Source organism: Neorhizobium sp. 05N33 (assembly GCF_056397445.1).
In genome coordinates, this window is record NZ_JBFTNK010000003.1 from 520,763 (window position 1) to 539,203 (window position 18,441).

15 protein-coding genes are annotated in these 18,441 nt (G+C 60.5%); 7 read left to right on the forward strand and 8 right to left on the reverse strand.

Annotated features, from left to right (window positions below; genetic code table 11):
* Window positions 1-24: 24 nt before the first annotated feature.
* The 3 genes from AC1DLT_RS11270 to AC1DLT_RS11280 all read right to left on the reverse strand — a co-directional run bounded on the left by AC1DLT_RS11270 (window position 25) and on the right by AC1DLT_RS11280 (window position 4,133).
* On the reverse strand, window positions 25-684 hold the full coding sequence (locus AC1DLT_RS11270; protein ID WP_038544758.1) for a calcium-binding protein: 660 nt from the start codon (window positions 682-684) through the stop codon (window positions 25-27).
* A gap of 270 nt (window positions 685-954) precedes the next feature.
* Entirely contained in the window at window positions 955-2,355 is a 1,401-nt protein-coding gene (locus tag AC1DLT_RS11275; RefSeq protein WP_477486778.1) for an HlyD family type I secretion periplasmic adaptor subunit, read from the reverse strand.
* Between the two features lie 17 nt (window positions 2,356-2,372).
* Window positions 2,373-4,133 carry a type I secretion system permease/ATPase gene (locus AC1DLT_RS11280; protein WP_038544756.1) on the reverse strand — a complete coding sequence of 587 codons (1,761 nt, stop codon included), beginning with the start codon at window positions 4,131-4,133 and terminating at the stop codon, window positions 2,373-2,375.
* Between the two features lie 256 nt (window positions 4,134-4,389).
* On the opposite strand from AC1DLT_RS11280, the gene AC1DLT_RS11285 reads away from it, so the two are divergent.
* The 7 genes from AC1DLT_RS11285 (at window position 4,390) to AC1DLT_RS11315 (ending at window position 14,099) form a co-directional block, all read left to right on the forward strand.
* Complete coding sequence (locus tag AC1DLT_RS11285) at window positions 4,390-4,902, forward strand: MarR family winged helix-turn-helix transcriptional regulator (RefSeq protein WP_046600977.1); 513 nt, start codon at window positions 4,390-4,392, stop codon at window positions 4,900-4,902.
* Between the two features lie 44 nt (window positions 4,903-4,946).
* Window positions 4,947-6,194, forward strand: a complete 1,248-nt coding sequence (locus AC1DLT_RS11290) for a glycosyltransferase family 4 protein (protein WP_477486779.1) — start codon at window positions 4,947-4,949, stop codon at window positions 6,192-6,194.
* Between the two features lie 181 nt (window positions 6,195-6,375).
* Window positions 6,376-7,857, forward strand: a complete 1,482-nt coding sequence (locus AC1DLT_RS11295) for a DUF6212 domain-containing protein (RefSeq protein ID WP_038544750.1) — start codon at window positions 6,376-6,378, stop codon at window positions 7,855-7,857.
* Window positions 7,847-10,525 carry a glycosyltransferase gene (locus AC1DLT_RS11300; RefSeq protein ID WP_477486780.1) on the forward strand — a complete coding sequence of 893 codons (2,679 nt, stop codon included), beginning with the start codon at window positions 7,847-7,849 and terminating at the stop codon, window positions 10,523-10,525. The genes AC1DLT_RS11295 and AC1DLT_RS11300 overlap by 11 nt, the downstream gene beginning before the upstream one ends.
* A gap of 39 nt (window positions 10,526-10,564) precedes the next feature.
* Complete coding sequence (locus AC1DLT_RS11305) at window positions 10,565-11,743, forward strand: polysaccharide pyruvyl transferase family protein (protein ID WP_038544745.1); 1,179 nt, start codon at window positions 10,565-10,567, stop codon at window positions 11,741-11,743.
* A gap of 54 nt (window positions 11,744-11,797) precedes the next feature.
* The gene (locus tag AC1DLT_RS11310; protein WP_477486781.1) at window positions 11,798-12,970 is read left to right on the forward strand and encodes a polysaccharide pyruvyl transferase family protein; all 1,173 of its coding nucleotides are present in this window, start codon (window positions 11,798-11,800) and stop codon (window positions 12,968-12,970) included.
* Window positions 12,971-12,992: 22 nt separating this feature from the next.
* A complete protein-coding gene (locus AC1DLT_RS11315) occupies window positions 12,993-14,099 on the forward strand; it encodes a glycoside hydrolase (protein ID WP_477486782.1) in 1,107 nt (368 codons plus the stop codon).
* A 61-nt stretch (window positions 14,100-14,160) separates the two neighbouring features.
* On the opposite strand, the gene AC1DLT_RS11320 is transcribed toward AC1DLT_RS11315, so the two are convergent.
* The 5 genes from AC1DLT_RS11320 to AC1DLT_RS11340 form a co-directional block, all read right to left on the reverse strand.
* Complete coding sequence (locus AC1DLT_RS11320; protein WP_477486783.1) at window positions 14,161-14,919, reverse strand: GGDEF domain-containing protein; 759 nt, start codon at window positions 14,917-14,919, stop codon at window positions 14,161-14,163.
* Between the two features lie 200 nt (window positions 14,920-15,119).
* The gene (locus AC1DLT_RS11325) at window positions 15,120-15,311 is read right to left on the reverse strand and encodes a hypothetical protein (RefSeq protein ID WP_038544740.1); all 192 of its coding nucleotides are present in this window, start codon (window positions 15,309-15,311) and stop codon (window positions 15,120-15,122) included.
* 87 nt (window positions 15,312-15,398) lie between these two features.
* Window positions 15,399-15,950, reverse strand: a complete 552-nt coding sequence (locus tag AC1DLT_RS11330; protein WP_477486784.1) for a helix-turn-helix domain-containing protein — start codon at window positions 15,948-15,950, stop codon at window positions 15,399-15,401.
* 405 nt (window positions 15,951-16,355) lie between these two features.
* Window positions 16,356-17,426 (reverse strand): LLM class flavin-dependent oxidoreductase, encoded by a 1,071-nt coding sequence (locus AC1DLT_RS11335; protein ID WP_477486785.1) that lies wholly within the window; start codon window positions 17,424-17,426, stop codon window positions 16,356-16,358.
* An 87-nt stretch (window positions 17,427-17,513) separates the two neighbouring features.
* Complete coding sequence (locus AC1DLT_RS11340) at window positions 17,514-18,290, reverse strand: SDR family oxidoreductase (RefSeq protein ID WP_477486786.1); 777 nt, start codon at window positions 18,288-18,290, stop codon at window positions 17,514-17,516.
* Between the last annotated feature and the right edge of the window lie 151 nt (window positions 18,291-18,441).

An 18,441-nucleotide genomic window follows, 5' to 3' on the forward strand; every position in this document is an offset into this window, starting at 1 on the left:
AGGCAGGGCGCGCAGAAATCATGCTCAGTGAACGGTGAAGTAGTTCTCGGGATTGGCATGAATGTCGTCAGCGTCGACATTGACCAATGTCAGCGTATCGCCATGGCCGAGATCGACGACGACATTGCCGCCGACCTGGGTGACGCGCGAGGCCAGATCGTCCGGCGAGGTCACGTCGAGGCCATTGATGCCCTTCGAGATCTGCAGGATATCCTCGCCAGCGGTGAAGTCGAGAATGACGTCATTGCCGCCGCCGCCGCCGAACACGAAGACGTCATGGCCAGCACCGCCGACCAGGATATCGTTGCCAGCGCCGCCATCGATGATGTCGTTGCCGTCGCCGCCGTAGAGGATGTCAGCACCCTTGCCGCCGGACAGAAGATCATTGCCATGTCCGCCGAGCAGGGTGTCGTTGCCCTTGTCGCCGTAAAGAAGATCATCACCCCAGCCGCCGACAAGATTGTCGTTGCCATCTCCACCGTTCAGCAAGTCGTCGCCCTCGTCGCCGAACAGGGTGTCATGTCCCTTTCCGCCGAACAGGATGTCGTCACCTTCACCGCCGAACACGATGTCGTGCCCGTTACCGCCGTTTACGAAATCATCGCCCCCATGGGCGCGGATGAAGTCGTTGAAGCGGGAACCGAACAGGGCATCGTCGTATGCTCCGCCTTCCAATGTGGCCATCTGCCTCTCCTCTTCAGGTTTGTACGAGTGCGTTGTCGGCGCGGGTGCGACGATTTCGCGCTTGAAATGTGCACTGCAAAAAACCGAAGCGCAAGCATGTCTTGAGACAAAATGCCATATGTTGGGAAATATATTTCCTGAATTGAATATTACTGGCACATTACCCCGATAATCTCCAGTTATATAAATTAAAATTTCTGTATTTTACTTTGAAACAAATTCAATATTTGAAACAATTTCTGCTTTGCAGCATTTCTTTCCATTCGGATACTAATCTTCCCTGAAAGCGCGATTGAAACTTTCGAGGACGGGGGAGGTGATGTAGTCGATCGCGCGGCGTGGCTGGTGGATGATCAGTACTTCTGCCGGCATGCCGGGATAGAGGCGCACATCAGGGTTCGCCTTGAGCGATGCCGGGTCGAGTTTGGCGCGCGCGACGAAAAACGCACTGTTTGATTTCTCGTCGACCGACTGGTCCGCGGCGACATAAATGACCGTACCTTCCATCGGCAGGCGGGACCGTTGATTATAGGCCGTCAGCCGGACCTGGGTATGCGAGCCGACAGCGATGCTGTCGATGTCGCGAGGATTGACGCGCATCTCGACCAGCAGCGGCTCATTCTCCGGAACGATCTCAAGCAACGGTTGGCCGGGCGTGACCGCGCTGCCGGGGGTGCGCACCAAGATGTTGCTGATGATGCCATCCTGCGGAGAGCGAATCTCGAGGCGCCGCAGCACGTCCTTCGAAGCGGTGATCTGTTGCTCGACGTCGGCGAGATCGACGCGTGCGGTGGCGATTTCGCCGGCAATCGTCGACTGAAAGTCGCTTTCGATCCCAGTCAGCGCAAGCTGCGCGCCGGCTGCGGCCTTTTCGGACTGGGCCTTGTTGCCGACGAGTTCGCCCCGTTGCCTCGCAAGCTCACTGAGCCTGGAGTCGATCTCGATGATCTGGGTACGCGGTGCGGCGCCTATCTTCACCAATGAGTCCATCGCCGCGCGGTGCTCCTTGATGAAGCCGATTTGCCGGTCGGTCGCCTCGATCTGGATGTCGTATGACGCTGCCAGTTCGAGGTGTTCCTCGATCGTCTTTCTCTGGACCTCGACGCGTCCGAGCTTGGTCTCGCGCCGCTTTTCAAAAAATATCGTCTCCGCCCTGACGGAGTCGTCGATCGTAACACCCCAGGCATCGCCGAAATCGCTTGGAAAACTGACTTGCGGCGCGTCATTCTGTTCAGCTTTCAGTCGAGCCAGTTTGGCGATCAGGCCAATGCGCCGGGCCTGAAGCGACCGGAGGCTGGAACGGGCGCGCGTATCCTCCAGTTCGATCAGGGGCTGACCGACGGCAACCTTGTCGCCCTCCTGGACCAGCAATCGGTTCATCACGCCGCCTTCGAAATGGCTGATGGTTTTCCGTTTCGAATCGACGATGACCGTGCCGTTGGCGACCGTCGCGCTGCTGAGCTCGACCGAAAACCCCCAGGCAAAAAATCCGCCGAAGGAGACGAGGATCGTGGCGAGCCCCGCAATGACGAGACCGCGCAGCGGTGAACGGCTGTCAAACTGGTCGAACTCCAGGTTCGATGGGCCGGCATCCGGCAAGGCCGGTTGATATCGCTGGATTTGGCGCTCGGAGAGATCGGCGCGGATCGCGAGCGGCTTTTTCTCAATCATGAGGGGTTTGTGCCCGGTCATATTGCGGCTACCTCCCGGGCTGTTTCGCCCGGCATCGTGGCCGGAACCACGGACGTACGCGGTCCGAACTGGGTGATGCGGCCGTTTTCAAGCACGAGCAGCTTGTCGGCGACCTGCATGATGGCCGGCCGGTGAGCAATAATGATGACGATGGCGCCACTTTCGCGGGCGCGCTGGATCGCCCGGATAAGGGCCCGTTCGCCGATCGCATCCAGATTTGCGTTCGGTTCGTCGAGCACGATGAGGCGAGGTTGGTTGTAGAGGCAGCGCGCCAACGCGATACGCTGCCGCTGCCCTCCGGAAAGGGTCAGATGTCCGTCGCCGACAGGCGTGTCGTAGCCGAGCGGCAGGCGCCCGACCATTTCGTGAATGTCGGCCAGCCGCGCCGCCTCCAATACCTTGTATGGATCGCTGTCCGCCATTCGCCCGATGTTTTCCCGAATAGTGCCTTCCAGAAGCGAGACGGATTGCGGCAGGTATCCGACTATCTGGCCGAACGAGCTGCGCTCCCAGAGATAGGTATTGTTGCCGTCGAGGAAGACGCCGCCGGATGTGGGGCGCAGAACGCCGACCAGCAGGCGCGCAAGTGTCGATTTGCCCGCGGCGGAAGGGCCAATCACGCCCAGAACCTCGCCCGGAGAGAGGGAGAAAGAAATGCCCTTGATGATCGGCACATCGAGCCCGGGGGCTGCGTAAATGAGCTTGTCGACCACGATGTCGCCCGACGAATGCGGCGTCGGCATCGTCTGGCGGATCGCAACGTCCGCCGTGAGGATGGCCTCCAGACGATGCCAGGCCCCGGCCGCCAGCACCCACTGCCGCCAATTGTCGATGAGCGAATCGAAGGGAATCAGGAGGCGCCCAACCAAGATGCTCGATGCCATCATCGCGCCGGGCGTGATTTCCTGCTGCAGCACCAGAAATGCACCGGCCGACAGGGTAATGATCTGGATGGAATAGCGCAGGCTGCGGGTAATGGACGACATCGCCTTGCTCCTGCGCCCGCTCGTTTCAAAGGCGCTGAGGGCTTCCAGTTGCAGGGCGCGCCAACGGGCCGCCAGGGCCGGCAGCATGCCCATTGCCTCGATTGCCTCGGCATGTCGCAGCGAAGCGCCGATCTTGGACACCGCCTCGATATTCGTTTGATTCGCCTCCTTGGTGAGTTGGCGTGTCAAAATGTCCGTAATCAGTCCGCCGCAGAGGAGCAGGGCGGCGGAAACGGCTCCGATAAGACCAAAAAGCGGATGCAAAAGGAAAAGGGCGCCAAGGAAAATCGGCGACCACGCCGCATCGAGGGGCGCAGTGACTGCTGACGAGGTCAGGAAACTTCGCAATTCCGAGATGTCCCGAAGCGACTGGGTGGCGCGCGACAGGCCCTGGTCGACCGAGGCCTGAACGGCGGCGGCCAGGACGGGCATGTTCAGTCGGCGCACAAGCGCACCTCCCATGGCCTGGAACGAGAGGGCGCGGATGAATTCCAGAACACCGAGCACGACAAGGGCGCCGACGGCCAGAATGATGAGCATTCCAAGCGTGTCCATGCTCTGACTGTTGAGCACCCGGTCATGGACCTGCAGCATGAACAGAGGCATCGTCAGTTGTAATAAATTCAGGCACACGCTGAGTGCCGCGGCATAAAACAATCCCGACAGAAATACACGTTTTGCTTGCGATACCAGCAACCCTGGGCTGCTTTGTTTTCGACCTCCCCGGATTTGCCCCTTGATTGTTGTCCCATTTTGAACAGTATCGCGCATGGCAATTTGCCTCAAGTTAACGTTAGATCAATCAGTCGGAGGACGTATTTCGTTATAGCTAAACCGAAGGATAGTATTGCTTCCTCCAATCTGGCACATAACGGAGGGCTTATGCAAGCTCATGGCAATTGGGGGGAATGGGCGTAGTTGAATATTACTTCAATTTTTGAAGTATTTTCCTGAAATGGAGAGTGGGATGAAAGAAGAAGTTGTGCTTAATTTGCCTGTTGATCTGAACGGCGAACTGACAGTTCAAATGGGCCAGACGGCACAGACAGACCCCAAGCATCCTCAGGATGCAGAGTTGGGGGACCTCCAACAGGTTACATATTTCGAGCTCGCTCGCCTCATGGAGCGGGCAAGCCGGCGGTTCTCGGGCCTGATCCGTGCGGAACTGACCAAGCTGCGGGTCGACGATATCGGGCCGGCACAGGCGATGATTCTGCTGGCAATCGGCGATTCGGAACTCTCGGTCGCCGAGCTCCTGGATCGGGGGCATTATGTCGGCTCCAACGTTTCCTATTATCTGAAACAGCTTGGCGATGGTGACTACATCGATCGGGTTGCCTCCCAGCGCGACAAGCGGTCCGCACGCATCAAGCTGACGGAGAAGGGGCGGCAGCTCAGGGCAAATCTCCGTGACGCGGCGATGGCTTATGAGCGCGCGGTGAATCGTGGCGACCAGGAGCAACGGATGCTTGAAACGGCATTCCAGACTTTGCATCAGCTCGAGCTGGCTTGGGGTAGCACCCCACGGTACGGCGTTTGAATGGTGGGTGAGGGCGTGCCCCTGGCCGTGCGGGAATAGACGCGATGCACGTGGCGTTTGTTCATCGACGGGGTTTCGGTCAGTTCGCTGCCCTGGCCGCTCAACTCGCACAGGCGGGCAACGAGGTCAGCCTCATCACCGAGACCATAGATCAGAAGATCCCTTCCGTTCGAGTCGTTCGACATCGAGCGGAAGCGGGGCCGCGTGCAGATCCCCATATGGCCCGACATATGGGGACTCCCGATCACCATGCGCGAATCGGTCATCGCGTCGCCGAGACGCTCGATGCCATGGTGCGGCAGGGGATGGTTCCCGATGTCGTCGTTGGCCATATCGGCTGGGGAAGTATGATGTTCCTGAAGGATGTGCTCCCGCAGGTGCCCGCATTGGGGTATTGCGAGTTCTTCTACCGGTCGGAAGGGGCAGATATCGGGTTCTCCCCCGACGATCGGCCCGATCTGGAGACGCGCAAGAGACTGCGGCTGCGCAATGTCGCGCAACTCCTGTCCCTCGAGGCCATCGAGGCCGGCATCAGCCCCACCCATTGGCAGAGAAGTCTCTATCCCGCCGACGCCCGGGGGCGCATTTCAGTGTGTCACGAGGGGATCGATACGGCGCGGTTTCGACCCGACCCGACAGCTTCGGCTACGCTTCCGGATGGACGCGTGCTGAGTGCCGATGGTCCTCCAATCGTCACTTTTGTCGCGCGCGATCTCGAACCGTATCGCGGATTCCCGCAGGCTCTCGAGGCGGCCGCCAAGGTCGTGCGCCAACGGGCCGATGCTCTGTTCGTGTTCGTCGGAGGAGACGGTGTCAGCTATGGCGTGCCGCCGCCGGGTGGCGGGGCGTGGAAGGATCACCTCCTCAAGTCGCTGGACATACCGCAGGAGAATATCGTCTTTCCCGGCCCGGTGCCGCATTCGGTCTTACGGCAGATCTACCAGATCTCGTCCGCGCATCTGTACCTGACCTATCCCTTCGTCCTGTCCTGGTCGGTGCTGGAGGCTATGGCGTGTGGCGCGCTGGTCATCGGATCGGATACCGCGCCCGTTCAGGAGGTCATACGGTCCGGCAAAAATGGCCTTCTGGTGCCGTTCTTCGATACGGATGCACTCGCCGAGGCCATTCTCGGCGCCCTGGCGAATCCGGAACGTCATTTCGCGATGCGCGTTGCAGCGCGCCGGACAGTCGAGAGGCGTTTCCGGCTGGCGGAATGCCTTAATCGTCAACAGAATATTATTGAAAAGCTGACCGGAAAACCGTTTCGAGGCATTCAAGGAGCGGCTGCATGATTATTACTTCAATTTTTAAAGTATATTTTGAGTTCATTTCTTTATATCTGTTGAATTTTGTTATTGTGCGCTGCAATGTTAGTTGTTAGGCTTCTCATCAAAGGCGCCGGATGACTTTGATAAAGTTTGGTTATCCGGGATATTTGTTCTTTGTTGCAGGGTAATTCTTCAGGGGCGGTGCGTGCTAAATTTGACGTCTTCCGGCATTGGGAAACAACTGGTGACGAGAAAGCTGATCGCGGCATCTGCCCGGGATCGGTCCTGCTTCGAAGGAAGCGATATCGAGCATCAGGTCGTTTTCCTCGATGCCGATGGCCTTCCTCCGGTGACATTGCAGAATGCTTTTCCATTGGTCGCCGTCGCCTATTCGGACGAGGGAGAGGCGGATCTGCAGGCGGGTCTGGCGCTGCTTGGACCGTTGGGGACGGTCCCCGCCGTTCCCATCCGCCGGCTTGATCCCGCAAACAGGCCGGAAAGCCTCCCGCTTCTGCAGGCTCTGACCGAAGGCAGCGTCGGCCGGCTTGCGCGGTACAGCGCCTCGATCACTTCGGAGCTTGCGATCCTGCGAAGGGAACGAGAAACACTGCTGGAAAACTACCGGGCGCTCGAAGATGCGTTCCAGGCGCGAAACTGGGAGCCGGTTTCGGAGATTTTCTCCCACGATCCGTATGCTGATCCGAAGGACGAGGGCATCGGGCCGCTGCTTGCCGCAGCCTTTATCGAGCAACTTCTGCCGGTATCCAGCCTTGGCGTGGCGGGGTTTGCCCTTCACCTTCACTCGGTGCCCAGGGTCAGCGGAGAGCTTGTCGTCGCGTTGAGCTATCTCGAGAGCGGCGAAGGGGTTGCCGAGTGGACTGTCCCCTATGCGCAGCTCGTGCCGAACTGGAATTTCTTCTCGCTGCCCCGCGCCTGTGGGGGAGCTGCGCGCACGTTGCGGCTGCGGATCTCTGCGACCGGGCCGGAGACTATCGGCCTTTCGCTCGGCTATCCGATCGCCGGCGAGCGTTATTCGGCGCGCTCGGAACTTCCGCATCCGGATCTCGACCTGCGCCCGCTGGCGTTCAAGGTTTTCACGGGGTTGCCCGGGGTCAAGCCCACCAGAACCCCCAACATGATCGCGCCGAGCAACCTGCTTGAAGGCCAGTACACTGTCGACTATCGCTTGGCTGTCGCTACGTTGAGTCAGATCGCCGACGTTTCGGTCACGCCCATCGTCCCGGAATTCCAGACGGTGCGATTCCTCGAGCATGAGCATGCCATCGTCTGCCATCCATTGCCGAGCGGCATATCGGCCGGCGCGGTCAGCCGCGCCGTCGAGCCCGGAACGATATCCTTTTCGGTGACGGCCTTTATCGATCATCCGGAAGGCAAGCCCGCCGCGGTCAGCTTCCTGCTTGCGCCGGCAAATTCGAATGCGCGTTCCGAAGTGGCCGAGATCGCGCGAAAGGGCACGGCCAGACCATCGGCATTCTTCAGCGGATGGCGCGAAGTCACTTCCAGCGAGGTCGTCAATATCAACATTCAGCTGGACGAGCCGGTACGCGGCCCGATGGATCTGATGATCCTCAGCCGCGCAGTGACGGATTCCGTCGACTTCTCCTGGCTTAAAGTGTCCGGCTTCAGGATGGTCAAGCAATTTACGGAGGCCACCGATGTCCGGTAACAGGGAGCCAGCGGACCTGATCGCCGTGGCCATGCCTCTTTACGGTCACGCGGCACTTGCTCTTGAGGCGATCGAGTCGGTGCTTGCCTCGAAACCCGGCAACTGCCGGATCGTCATCGTCGTCTCCGTCGACGGCGATCCGCGGCATGAGACGTTCGATCAGCTGCTGCTCTACGCCGCGGCCCATCCTTGCATCCATGTCATATTCGGCCGGAACGCCGGCCCGGGCGGCGCACGCAATCGCGCCATCGATTTCGTCATCGAGCACTTTCCCGAGGCGAGGGCCGTCTATTTCCTCGATGCCGACAACCGCATCCTTCCCGGCACGATCGAAACGCTTTACCGGCAGCTCGTCGCTAGCGGCTGCGGGTGGGTTTATACGAATATCGACACATTTTCGGTCAGCTGGCGCGCCCATTACGGCAATCGCTATTCGCGGCTGGTGCACTGCATCACCGACAATATCTGCGATACGGGATCGATGATCTCGATCGAGGTTTTTAAGGACGGCGTCCGCTTCAACGACGACCGGCAGAACGGTTTCGAGGATTGGGAATTCTGGCTGTCGTGCATCGAGCACGGTTTCGTCGGCATCCCCTGCCACGACACCGTCTTCGAATACAGGCTGAGGGCGGAAAGCCGCTTCAAGGAGGCGAACCGCGACCGCGCCACGTCGGTCAGCTTCCTGCGCAAGCGTCACATGCCGTTGTTCCAGCGCCCGATGCTGGTGGATTTCGAACACGAGGATTGCCCGCGTTACCTGTTTGCGCGGACGGAAGATACGGCGATCTCCTTCTTCACCGATCCCACCAAGCCACCAACGATGCTTCGCCTCGACGACATCATCCCGGCCTTCTGGGGCAATATCGGCGAGCCGGACAATGAACATTTTCCGCCATTCCTGGTCGCTGGAAGCGGGGCGGCGCTCGACCTTCTGCGGCGCTCGCGCATGCTGCCGAACGTGCTTGCTCATCTCGAGCGTCTGAGCGAGGTGAGCAACGTCGTCTTCGTCCAGCTCGCCAACGATGCCGCCCAGCGCAAGATCGAGCCGGTCATTCATGGGCCGGGCGCACAAAAGATCGGCCCCGCCGATCTCGTTTTCCTGTCGACCCGGATCGTCCAGGACGTGGTTCAGAACAATGCCGTCGACTGGTTCGCCTCGATCGCAAGCCAGCAGGTATGGCCGACATCGGCCGTTCTGAAAGTGCGCTTCCCTTTTCCAAGAAGCCTCCCGCGCCGCTCTCTCATCACGCCTCAGCAGGTGATGATCAATTGCCTCAACGCGATTGCCTCGAGCCCCCTCCGCGAGACGGCGGGCAGGCGGTGGACCTGGCGTCCGGCGCGGCTCGTGCCCTATACCGATCTCCACAAGGCGTTGCGCAAGGAGATCGGAGGATCGCCGGTCCTGCCGCTCGGACACAACGAGGGCAAGCGCACCGTGGCGCTGCTTGTGCCGAACGCCTCGTTTGGTGGGGCTGAAAAGGTCGTCTATGCCGCGGCCCGGGAGTTGAAGGCGGCCGGATATGAGACCCACCTCTTCGTGCTCGGCACGTCCCGGATGGACGTGATCGACGAATTCGATGCCAGCTTCGACTACATCCATTTCTGGGAGGCAGGAATTCCGGCCTGGGGCGGGTCGGGTTCCTTCCTCGGACAGGATTTCATCGCCGAGGAACACTCGGTCGACTGGCAGGCGCTCAAAGGGCAGCTTTCCGGCTTCGACCTGGTGATCAACAACCACGTGATGGCCGTCCATCCCCTCATCGCGCGACTGCGCTCCGAAGGCACGCGCACGGCCTGCTATCTGCACGTCGTGGACAACACGGCCTTCAAGAGGCCCGCCGGTCAGCCCTTCGCAGCGATTGCCCACGAACATTGCTACGATGCCTTTCTGACCTGCTCCGAACAGCTCAAGATCTATCTGCACAGCTACGGTGTCCCGCACGAGAAGGTTTTCGCCGTTGCGAACGGCGCGAGCTTCTCGGTGCCGCCCAAAGCCTTGGCGGAGGTTCTGGCCGTCAGGCGGATCGAGCGCAAGGACGACCGCTTGCGGATTCTCTATATGGGCCGGTTCGATCAGCAGAAGGGTATCGACAGGCTGGCGGCAGTGCTCGCGGAACTGCGGACCTCCAACGTCGCCTTCGACGCCCGGGCGATCGGCGGGGAAATCCTCGCCGATTCCAGGGTCTCCTGGAGTGAACGGCTGAAGGACCTCGGCGTCGACGTGCGCCCGCCGGTTTTTGCGAGCAAGGATCTGATCAAGGCGCTCGGCTGGGCCGATGTTCTCCTCATGCCGTCACGGTGGGAGGGCGCGCCGCTGATGATCGCCGAGGCACAGCAACTCGGCTGCGTGCCCATCGCGACCGCGGTTGGCGCTGTCGACGAGCTCATTTGCGACGGCGAGGACGGCATACTGATCAACGCGGCTTCCGATCCTCAGATGGTGAGGGAGATGGCACGCATCATTGAAGAGGTTGCGCGCAATCGTGGCAAGCTTGCGCCGCTCATGGAGGGCTGCATCAGAACCGCCGCGCACCGGTCATGGACTTCCTCCTTCTCGGATTTCATCGCGTGGAGCGATCGGTCCGTGAAAAATTCGTCACTGTCCCGCGCCGCGGTCTTTCGCGAGCAGGCGGGCGCAAATCCCGTGGTCGCGGCAGCTGGCTGATTGCCGGGCCGCTTCTTTGAAACAGAAAGGTCTTGTCGAATGCGTCCGCGAATTCTCGTGACGGGTATTCCCGGTCACTACACGCGCCTTGCCAATGGCGCCCACGGTTCGTCCGTCTCCTATTCGGAGCGGCAGAAGCAGCCGGAAACCAAAGAGGAGTTCCTGCAGGAGCTGCGTAACATCAGCAATACCGGGAACTATCTCATCGGCGAAGGGGCCCTGCGGGCGCTCGCGCCGCATGCCAAGCAGGTTCCCTTCTGGCATCTCTACAATCTGAGCAAGAGCGGCAGCGGATTTGATGAGTTCAACGCCAATTTCGATATTTGCGTGTTCACCTGCGCCAACCTGTTGCGCAAGGGGCTTTCCGCGGATGCCGAGGCGGATGTGCTGAGCCGGCTCAACATGCCGATCGTCATGCTGGGCATCGGGTTGCAGAACCGCAAGGACCTGGAAAACAATCTTCCAGAAGGAACGAAGCGGCTTCTGGCCGTCCTGAAGGAACGAGAGCACTATTTCCTGACACGCGGCTACGAGTCCGCCGGCTTCCTGAAGGATCAGGGTTTTTCCTTCGTGCGCCCGACCGGCTGCCCTTCCGTCTATTTCATGCCGGACAACATGCGCCGGTCGATGAAGAAGCTGCCGAGCGTCAAGATCGGTAAGGCGAAGACCATTTTTTCGGGCTATCTCGGCGGCAATCAGGATGCGATCCTGGATGCGAACGCGCTCGCTCCTGAGGATACCGTACCGCCATACGTCGTGCAGGACGAGTTCCTTCACTTCGATATGAAGGTGGAGCCCAATGACGAGGGACGTGTCTATGATTCCGCGTCGGGCCGGATGATCGGCGATCTGACTTATCCCGGCACGGAACGGGAGAAGCAGCGGTTCGAGGTTCGCACCTTCTTCGACAACAACCAGTGGCGCGGCTGGGCCTCCTCGATGGATTTCAATTTCGGCCGGCGTTTTCACGGTTCGATCATCGCCATGCAGGCGGCCGTGCCCAGTCTGATGGTGGCGGTGGACGACCGCATGCGCGAGATGCTGGGCTTCACCGGCCTGCCGGCTGTCGATATCACGGAGGTCGACAAGGCGGAGAATCGCGCCGAGTTCGTGGCCGACCATCTGACGCAGCTCAACACGAGCGAACTCGTCGACCGGTATTCCGATCGCGAGAGCGCCTTCCGCACCACGCTTCGCGAAATCGGCATCGGTCTTTAGCGAGGCCCTATCCAGGGGCCCGCGGGCCATCACCCTTCGGTTCAGAGGACAGTCATGCGTATTTTGCTTACGGGCATTCCCTCCTATCTGCAGCGGACGATTGCGGACGTCTCCGGCACGACCGTTATCCATCGGCCCTATTTCGACGAGACGAGGACAAAAAAGGACCTGATCGCGCAGGTCAGGAAGATCGCCAATACCGGCAACTACCTGATCGGCGAGGGAGCGGCCGAGAGCCTGCGCGGCCATAACGTCACCTATCTGCCGTTCTGGCATCTGGCCAACAATCGGGAGTCGAACGAGATTTTCGAGCAGGCGAACCGCGAGTTCGATCTATGCGTCTTCGCCTCCGCCAATCTGCTGCGCCCCGGCTATTCCGCCGATCTCGAGGCGGAAATCTTTGCGAAGCTGACGATGCCGATCGTGGTGATGGGCATCGGCATCCAGCGCAAGGAGGGCCTCAAGGATCAATTGCCGGCCGGTACGCTCAAGTTCCTGGACGTGTTGCGGAACAAGGAAAGTTTCTTCCTCACGCGCGGTTACTTCACAGCCGAATTCCTGCGGGAGCAGGGGATGAAGTTCGTCAAGCCGACGGGCTGCCCGTCACTCTATTTCTCGCCGAACGATATGAAACGTTCGCTGACCGCGCTCGCCAACCCGGCGCTGGCGGAAGCCCAGAAGATTGCCTTCGGCGGCTATCTTGGCAGCGTCGCCGATACCATCGTCGACGCGCACGCACTGCTCAAGCCCGACAGTGTCGCAAGCTATGTCGTGCAGGACGAACTTGTTGCCTACAACCTTTCGCTGACCGGCAGCGACACTGACATCGCCTATGACCGGTCGAGTGCGCGCATCACCGGGGGCACGGAATACAAGCATTCGGAGAAATGGCAGCGGAAATACGAGTTGCTGGTCTATTTCGACACGAACCAGTGGCGCGGGGCGATGTCGGAGCGAGATCTCTGCTTCGGCCGCCGCTTCCATGGCTGCATCATCGGCATGCAGGCCGGCACGCCAGCCCTGATGATCGCCGTCGACGACCGGATGCGGGAGATGCTGGAATTCATCGGCTTTCCTTATATCGAGGCCTCCACCTGGAACAGGGAGACGGACAAGCGCGCCTATCTCGCCAACTTCCTCGGCAAGATCGACACGCAGGCCGTGATCGACCGCTATTCCGCTTGCGAGGCGAATTTCCGCAGCGCTCTGGGGCAGATCGGACTTTGAGCGGATGAAGGCGGCGGTGCAGATGCGCGCGATCCTTGCCTGTGCCTTGGCGGTGCTCTGGGCGTTTGCCCTGGTGCCGCCGGCGGGCGCGCGCGATGTGCTTGCCGATCGAATCGGCGTCAACCGCGTCAACCTCGCCTGGCTTTCTCGTGCCGATCAGGAGCGCATCCTGAAGGAAATCGCGGCGAGTGGCATTACCCATGTCCGGCTTTCGCTGTCGATGCCGGTGGACAGGAGCATCGATGCGCTCGAAATCGCGGACCGGCTCGGGCTGAAAATCCTTCTCGAGATCCAGTTCGGCAACAAGGATTATTATCCCCAGGGGGTGCGTCCCCGCACCGGTTTCGGCCGTATCTGGGATGTTCAGCGGCTTTCGGATCTCGACCTTGATCTTTACCGGTCGCAATTGCGCTCGGCCCTTCGCCGCATCGACGGCATGGGCATCCGCATCGACGCCGTTGAACCCGGAAACGAGATAAACTACAGCGCCTACAACGGCGACCTCGTCGTCTACGAGAAGCCCGGGCGACGGACGCCGCGCAACGTTTCGGAAGTCGCAGACCGCTCGGCGTTCGGGCGCGGGCTTGACGCCTATGTCGGGGCCGTTCGTATCACGCGGGAAGAATTGCGGGCGACGGTCCATAGCCGCGAGGCGTTTTTGATTTCGGCTGGGCTTTCCGATGTCGGCACAAGCGAGGCCGATAGCCGTGGCATGGAACGGCTCGACCCTCGCGAGTTCATTTCACTCCTGCAGGCCCGAGGGATCGATGCGCTGGTCGATGGCTATGGAATTCATCTCTATCCGGGGCGCAAGGACGATGCGGCGCTGACACGCTATGTCAGAAAGCTTCTCAACTTCTGCCGGCCTGAAGGTCAAGGCAAGCCGTGCTGGGTGACCGAATGGGGCATTGCCAACACCGCACTTTCCTGCCCGGTCGACGATCGCCAACGGGAAGTGGCGGTTCGTGCGGTGCGCCGCAGCTTTGAAGAGTTGATGGACGAAGGAAGGCTGAGAGCGGCCTTCTATTATGACTGGGACACCCAACCGGTCTATAGCGTCTGGCGCTGCGGCGCCTTAAGCCCGGCCGGCGTCGCGGCCACGAAAACGGGTAACGGCGACGCGAGGTAGGAAAATCCACGACCTCGAGATCTAAGGCCGAATATGCGGGGCAGACGCCAGGGTTTCCCGCTCAAGAAAACCGCTCCCGGAACAGGGGCGAGCCGGCTTCCTCCTCCGCGATGGCGGCTCGGTTGGCAGCCTCGCGCAGCGCCTGAAAGTCGGTTTGGTGCTCGACCCTGGTGCCGCCAAGCCGCACCGTCACCGATATCTGCCGCTCCTGTCCGGCTGTGAACGTGGTTTCCCTTACCTGCATGCGGATACGCTCGCAGATCTTGCCGGCATTTTCCGTTGACGTGCCGGGCAGATAGATGCCGAGTTCGTCCGAGGCAAGGCGGGCGACGAGATCACCAAAACGCACGGAGGAATATACGATCCGGACCATCGATTGAAGCAGTGTATCAGCCCATTGTGGACCGTAACGGCGATCGATCGCATCGAAATCATCAATCCTGAGAACGAGCAAGACACCATCGGAGCTTTCCGTGCTGCTTATGCGTCTGCGTTCTATCGCATGCTCGACCGAATTCGCAAATTCGCCGGCGCGCATCGTGCCTGTGACGGGGGCACGACCGAGCGCCTGCCGAAGCTCTTCTTGGGTATCACGAAGCGCTTCGTTACGCAGATAAAGCGCCAATTGAAGCGGAAATGTAACAGTAGCCGATATCAACGCCACGGCTGTCAGTTCCACCCAGAACGGACGTTGGGGAACAAGCAGGCTCAATACCCAAACAATCGCGATCGCTCCAATCGCAGCCGCGAGGGTGCGGAGCATTGCCGTCTTGATATGCGGTATGATTAAAGCTTGGCGAAAACGGGAATACAGGGTCATCGGTTGGCGGAGCTTTTGTGGTGGTCTCTATCTTTGAGATATTCCGTGAAATACCGGGTGAATAAATCCTATGGTATTTTAACGGGGTACGAAGAATTTGATCGCCACGATCAACCGGATCACTGGCCTGGGAGGCCTATCGCCGATGCCGTTGGCGCCGAGCCGGCATTGGTTCAAATTTCCTTGATGCCGCCAGTTTCCTAGATGGATGGCATCCGCTGCTGTTCGTCGGCCTTTGCATGATAGAGCGCTTCCAAGGCGCTTTGCGCCCTCAGAAGCTCGTCAGTATGGGTCTGCGTGATGCTCGATACAAGGGCTGCGACGAGCTCGCGCCTGCGCTTCACGAGGTTTTCGATTGCCGCTTCTACCGCATCCAGGTGCTCCTGGGCCATGATATTCTCCTGTGATGGAATGCCGTCAGCCAGGGGCACCTTTGATCGGCTTGGCAGCCGCGCCGCCGCGAATTCGAATGATTTCGGTCAGTTTAGCGCAACAGTGACCGGCTCGTGGCTGCTGTGTCCGGACCTTTCGCGCAGCATCTGTTTTCGCCATGCATTAGGAGCAATTCCGTACAGGCGGCGGAAACTGTTGGTGAGGTGCGCCTGGTCGGTCATGCCGCATTCCAGGGCGATCTGGCAGAGCGGTTCGTTCGTGTCGGTCATCATCCGGCAGGCCGTTTCCATGCGCATGCGGGTGACGTATTTGTGCGGTGTCTCGCCAAGGCTTGCCTTGAAGGCGCGCTGGAAGTGGCCGCTGCTCACGTTGCAGAGACCTGCCAAGGCCTCGATGCGGATTGTCGAGCGGAGATACATGTCGACATAGGTCTGCACATTGCGCATCTGCCAGGGGGTGAGGCCGCCGGCAGCGATCTGGCGGAGCGCCGGATCGGATCCGGAGTGATCCGGATCGCCCATGGGCGGCCTGGTGACAAGTCCTTCAAGGTCGATCTCGGACGCCCAAAACCTTGAAATGTCGTCGCGCCTTGTCAGGGGGGCGGCGGACTGTGCCTTCGCGGGCTGTGGGGAGTGCATCCTAAGTCTCCTTCACTGCTATTGTGCTTGATCTCGGTCGGCGCGACGTCGAAGGGAGGCAAATGGGGGGATGCCCCTCGGCTCGTATCGATGATCGGAATTTTAACGCCGAGGCAGGCGGTGAGACTATTGAACAAGGGGACTGTTCCCCCTATCCAAAGGTATGACCGGGACGCACGGAAATTGTCTTGCCACCTTCGGAAGCCTGCGTGTCTGCCCCGCACCACATCAAAAAAGCTCCGGGTCGATGGTTCCGGAGCTGTTGCTTTCTTTGGCAGTCGGTGAAGTGCCGGCGGCGCCGCTTCAGGCGAAGAATGCCCGTCGTCTTCGATGAGATAACGCTGGTCTGCAGGCCTGACGGCGGAGGAGAGACCGACTGGTTCCGCGATAAACCGGCGTTTCGCGTCAGCGGCGCAAAAGCGGGAGCAACTGGTCGCCCTGCCGCTTGATCTCCTGGAGATAAGGCGTGTCGGAGAGCACGAAATGGGTGATGCCGAGATCCTCGTATCTGCGCAGCGAACGGGCGACGTCTTGCGCTGAACCAACGAGCCAGGTGGTGCCGGCGCCACCGCCACCGAATTTCCCGGGTGCGGTGTAAAGGTTGTCGTCGAGGACATCGCCGCGCTCGTGCAGTTCGAGCAGCCGGCGCTGGCCGACGGCGACCGGCTTTCCGTGGTCGTTCCAGTTGCCGGCCTTACCCTTGGCCATCTCGGCGACCTTCGCCTCGGCATCGGCCCAGGCCTGTTCCGTCGTATCGCGGACGAGAGTGGTGATCCGCAGCCCGAATTGAAGCGGAGGAAGGTCGCGGTCGAACTGCCTGCTCAGCGCCTTCAGCCGTTCGATCCTCTCCCGCACGCCGTCGAGCGGTTCACCCCAGAAAAGCTGGATATCGGCTTCGGTTGCGGCCACCCGTTCGGCGGCGTCGGAAGCGCCGCCGAAATAGAGTTTCGGGTGCTTGCGGTCGCCGCGGGGCTGAAGGCGAGGCTCGATCGTGGAACCGGTGACCTGGAAATGCTCGCCCCTGAACGTAACGTTTTCTTCGGTCCAAAGCCGACGCACCAGCCGCATGAATTCCTTGGTACGGGCATAACGATGCGCCTGATCGCCCTCGCTGTCGCCATAGGCGGCGAGGTTATCCTGGCCCGAGACGATGTTGACCCGCACCCGGCCGCTGCTCAGGTGGTCGAGCGTGGCCGCGGCGGAGGCGAAATTGGCCGGCCGCCAATAACCCGGGCGGATGGCGACCAGCGGCTCGAAGGTGGTGGTGCGGGCGGCAAGAGCGGTTGCGATGGTAAACGTATCCGGCCGGCCCCAGCCGGTGCCGACGAGCGCGCCTTTCCAGCCATGCTCCTCCAGCGCCTTGGCGTGGTTGGTCAGCGTCTCCAGGCTGTTGTGGTTCTCGGCGGAGGAATCGCCGCGATGGCCGGCTTTGACATCGTTCGGGATATACCAGAGGAACTCGGAATTGCTGCTCATGTTATCGACCTGCATCTCTAATGACTGAAATAGGGAAATGAGTGGAAGGCGGCGTGGCGCACGCCGGTCGGGGTCCGAGAGGTTCCGTCAGACGACGATCGGGTTGAGGGCGCCATCCATACCGATCACGACGCCGGTGACGTAGCTTGCCTTCGGCGAACTCAGGAAGGTGACGACGTTGGCGATCTCGTCAGGCGTCGCCATGCGGCCGAGAGGGATGCGCTGGACCAGCTTTTCGAGCGCCGCCTGCTCGCTGATGCCGTGGAGTGCCGCCTCTGCCCGAAGGCCCTCGGTTACCCGTTCCGTTTCGGTATTGCCGGGATTGATGCCGATGATCCGCAATCCGCTGGCGGCATAGGCGTTCGCAAGGCCGACGGTCGCCAGCATCAGCGCCGCATTGGCGGCCCCGCCCGGAAGGTGGATCGGCGATGCGACCTTGCCGCCGCCGCCGATGACATTGACGATCACGCCCGTCTGCCGGGCCGCCATCCGTTTGACCACCGGGTCTATGACGTTGATGTAGGAGAAATATTTGGCGTCCATCGCGGCACGCCAGTGGGCCGGGCTGAGGTCCTGGGGCGGCGTGCGTCGCGCAGCTCCCGCGCAGTTGACGAGAATGTCCAGCGCTCCCACGTCGGCTTCGATCTTGTCGACGAGCGACAGCGCCTCGTTTTCGGATATCAGATCGACCGTGAAGCCGATCGCGCCTGGTAGTTTTGCCAGAGCCGCATCGATATTCGCCTGGGAACGCGAACAGATGACGACGCGCGCGCCTTCGGACAGAAGAGATTGGGCGCAGGCGAGGCCGATGCCCTTCGAGCCGCCCGTGATCAGTGCCGTCTTGCCGTTCAAATCGAGTTGCATGGTGGCCGCTTTCCTCAAAATCCAGGGGAGAGGCTAGGCTCCCGAGGATATCGGAACAAGCAAAAGGCAACTGCCGCGATCCCGGTTACGGGGAAACGGTTCCTTAGTTAGCTGCGGAGGGAGGCAACTCTTCCATACTGGGCGCGTAGCA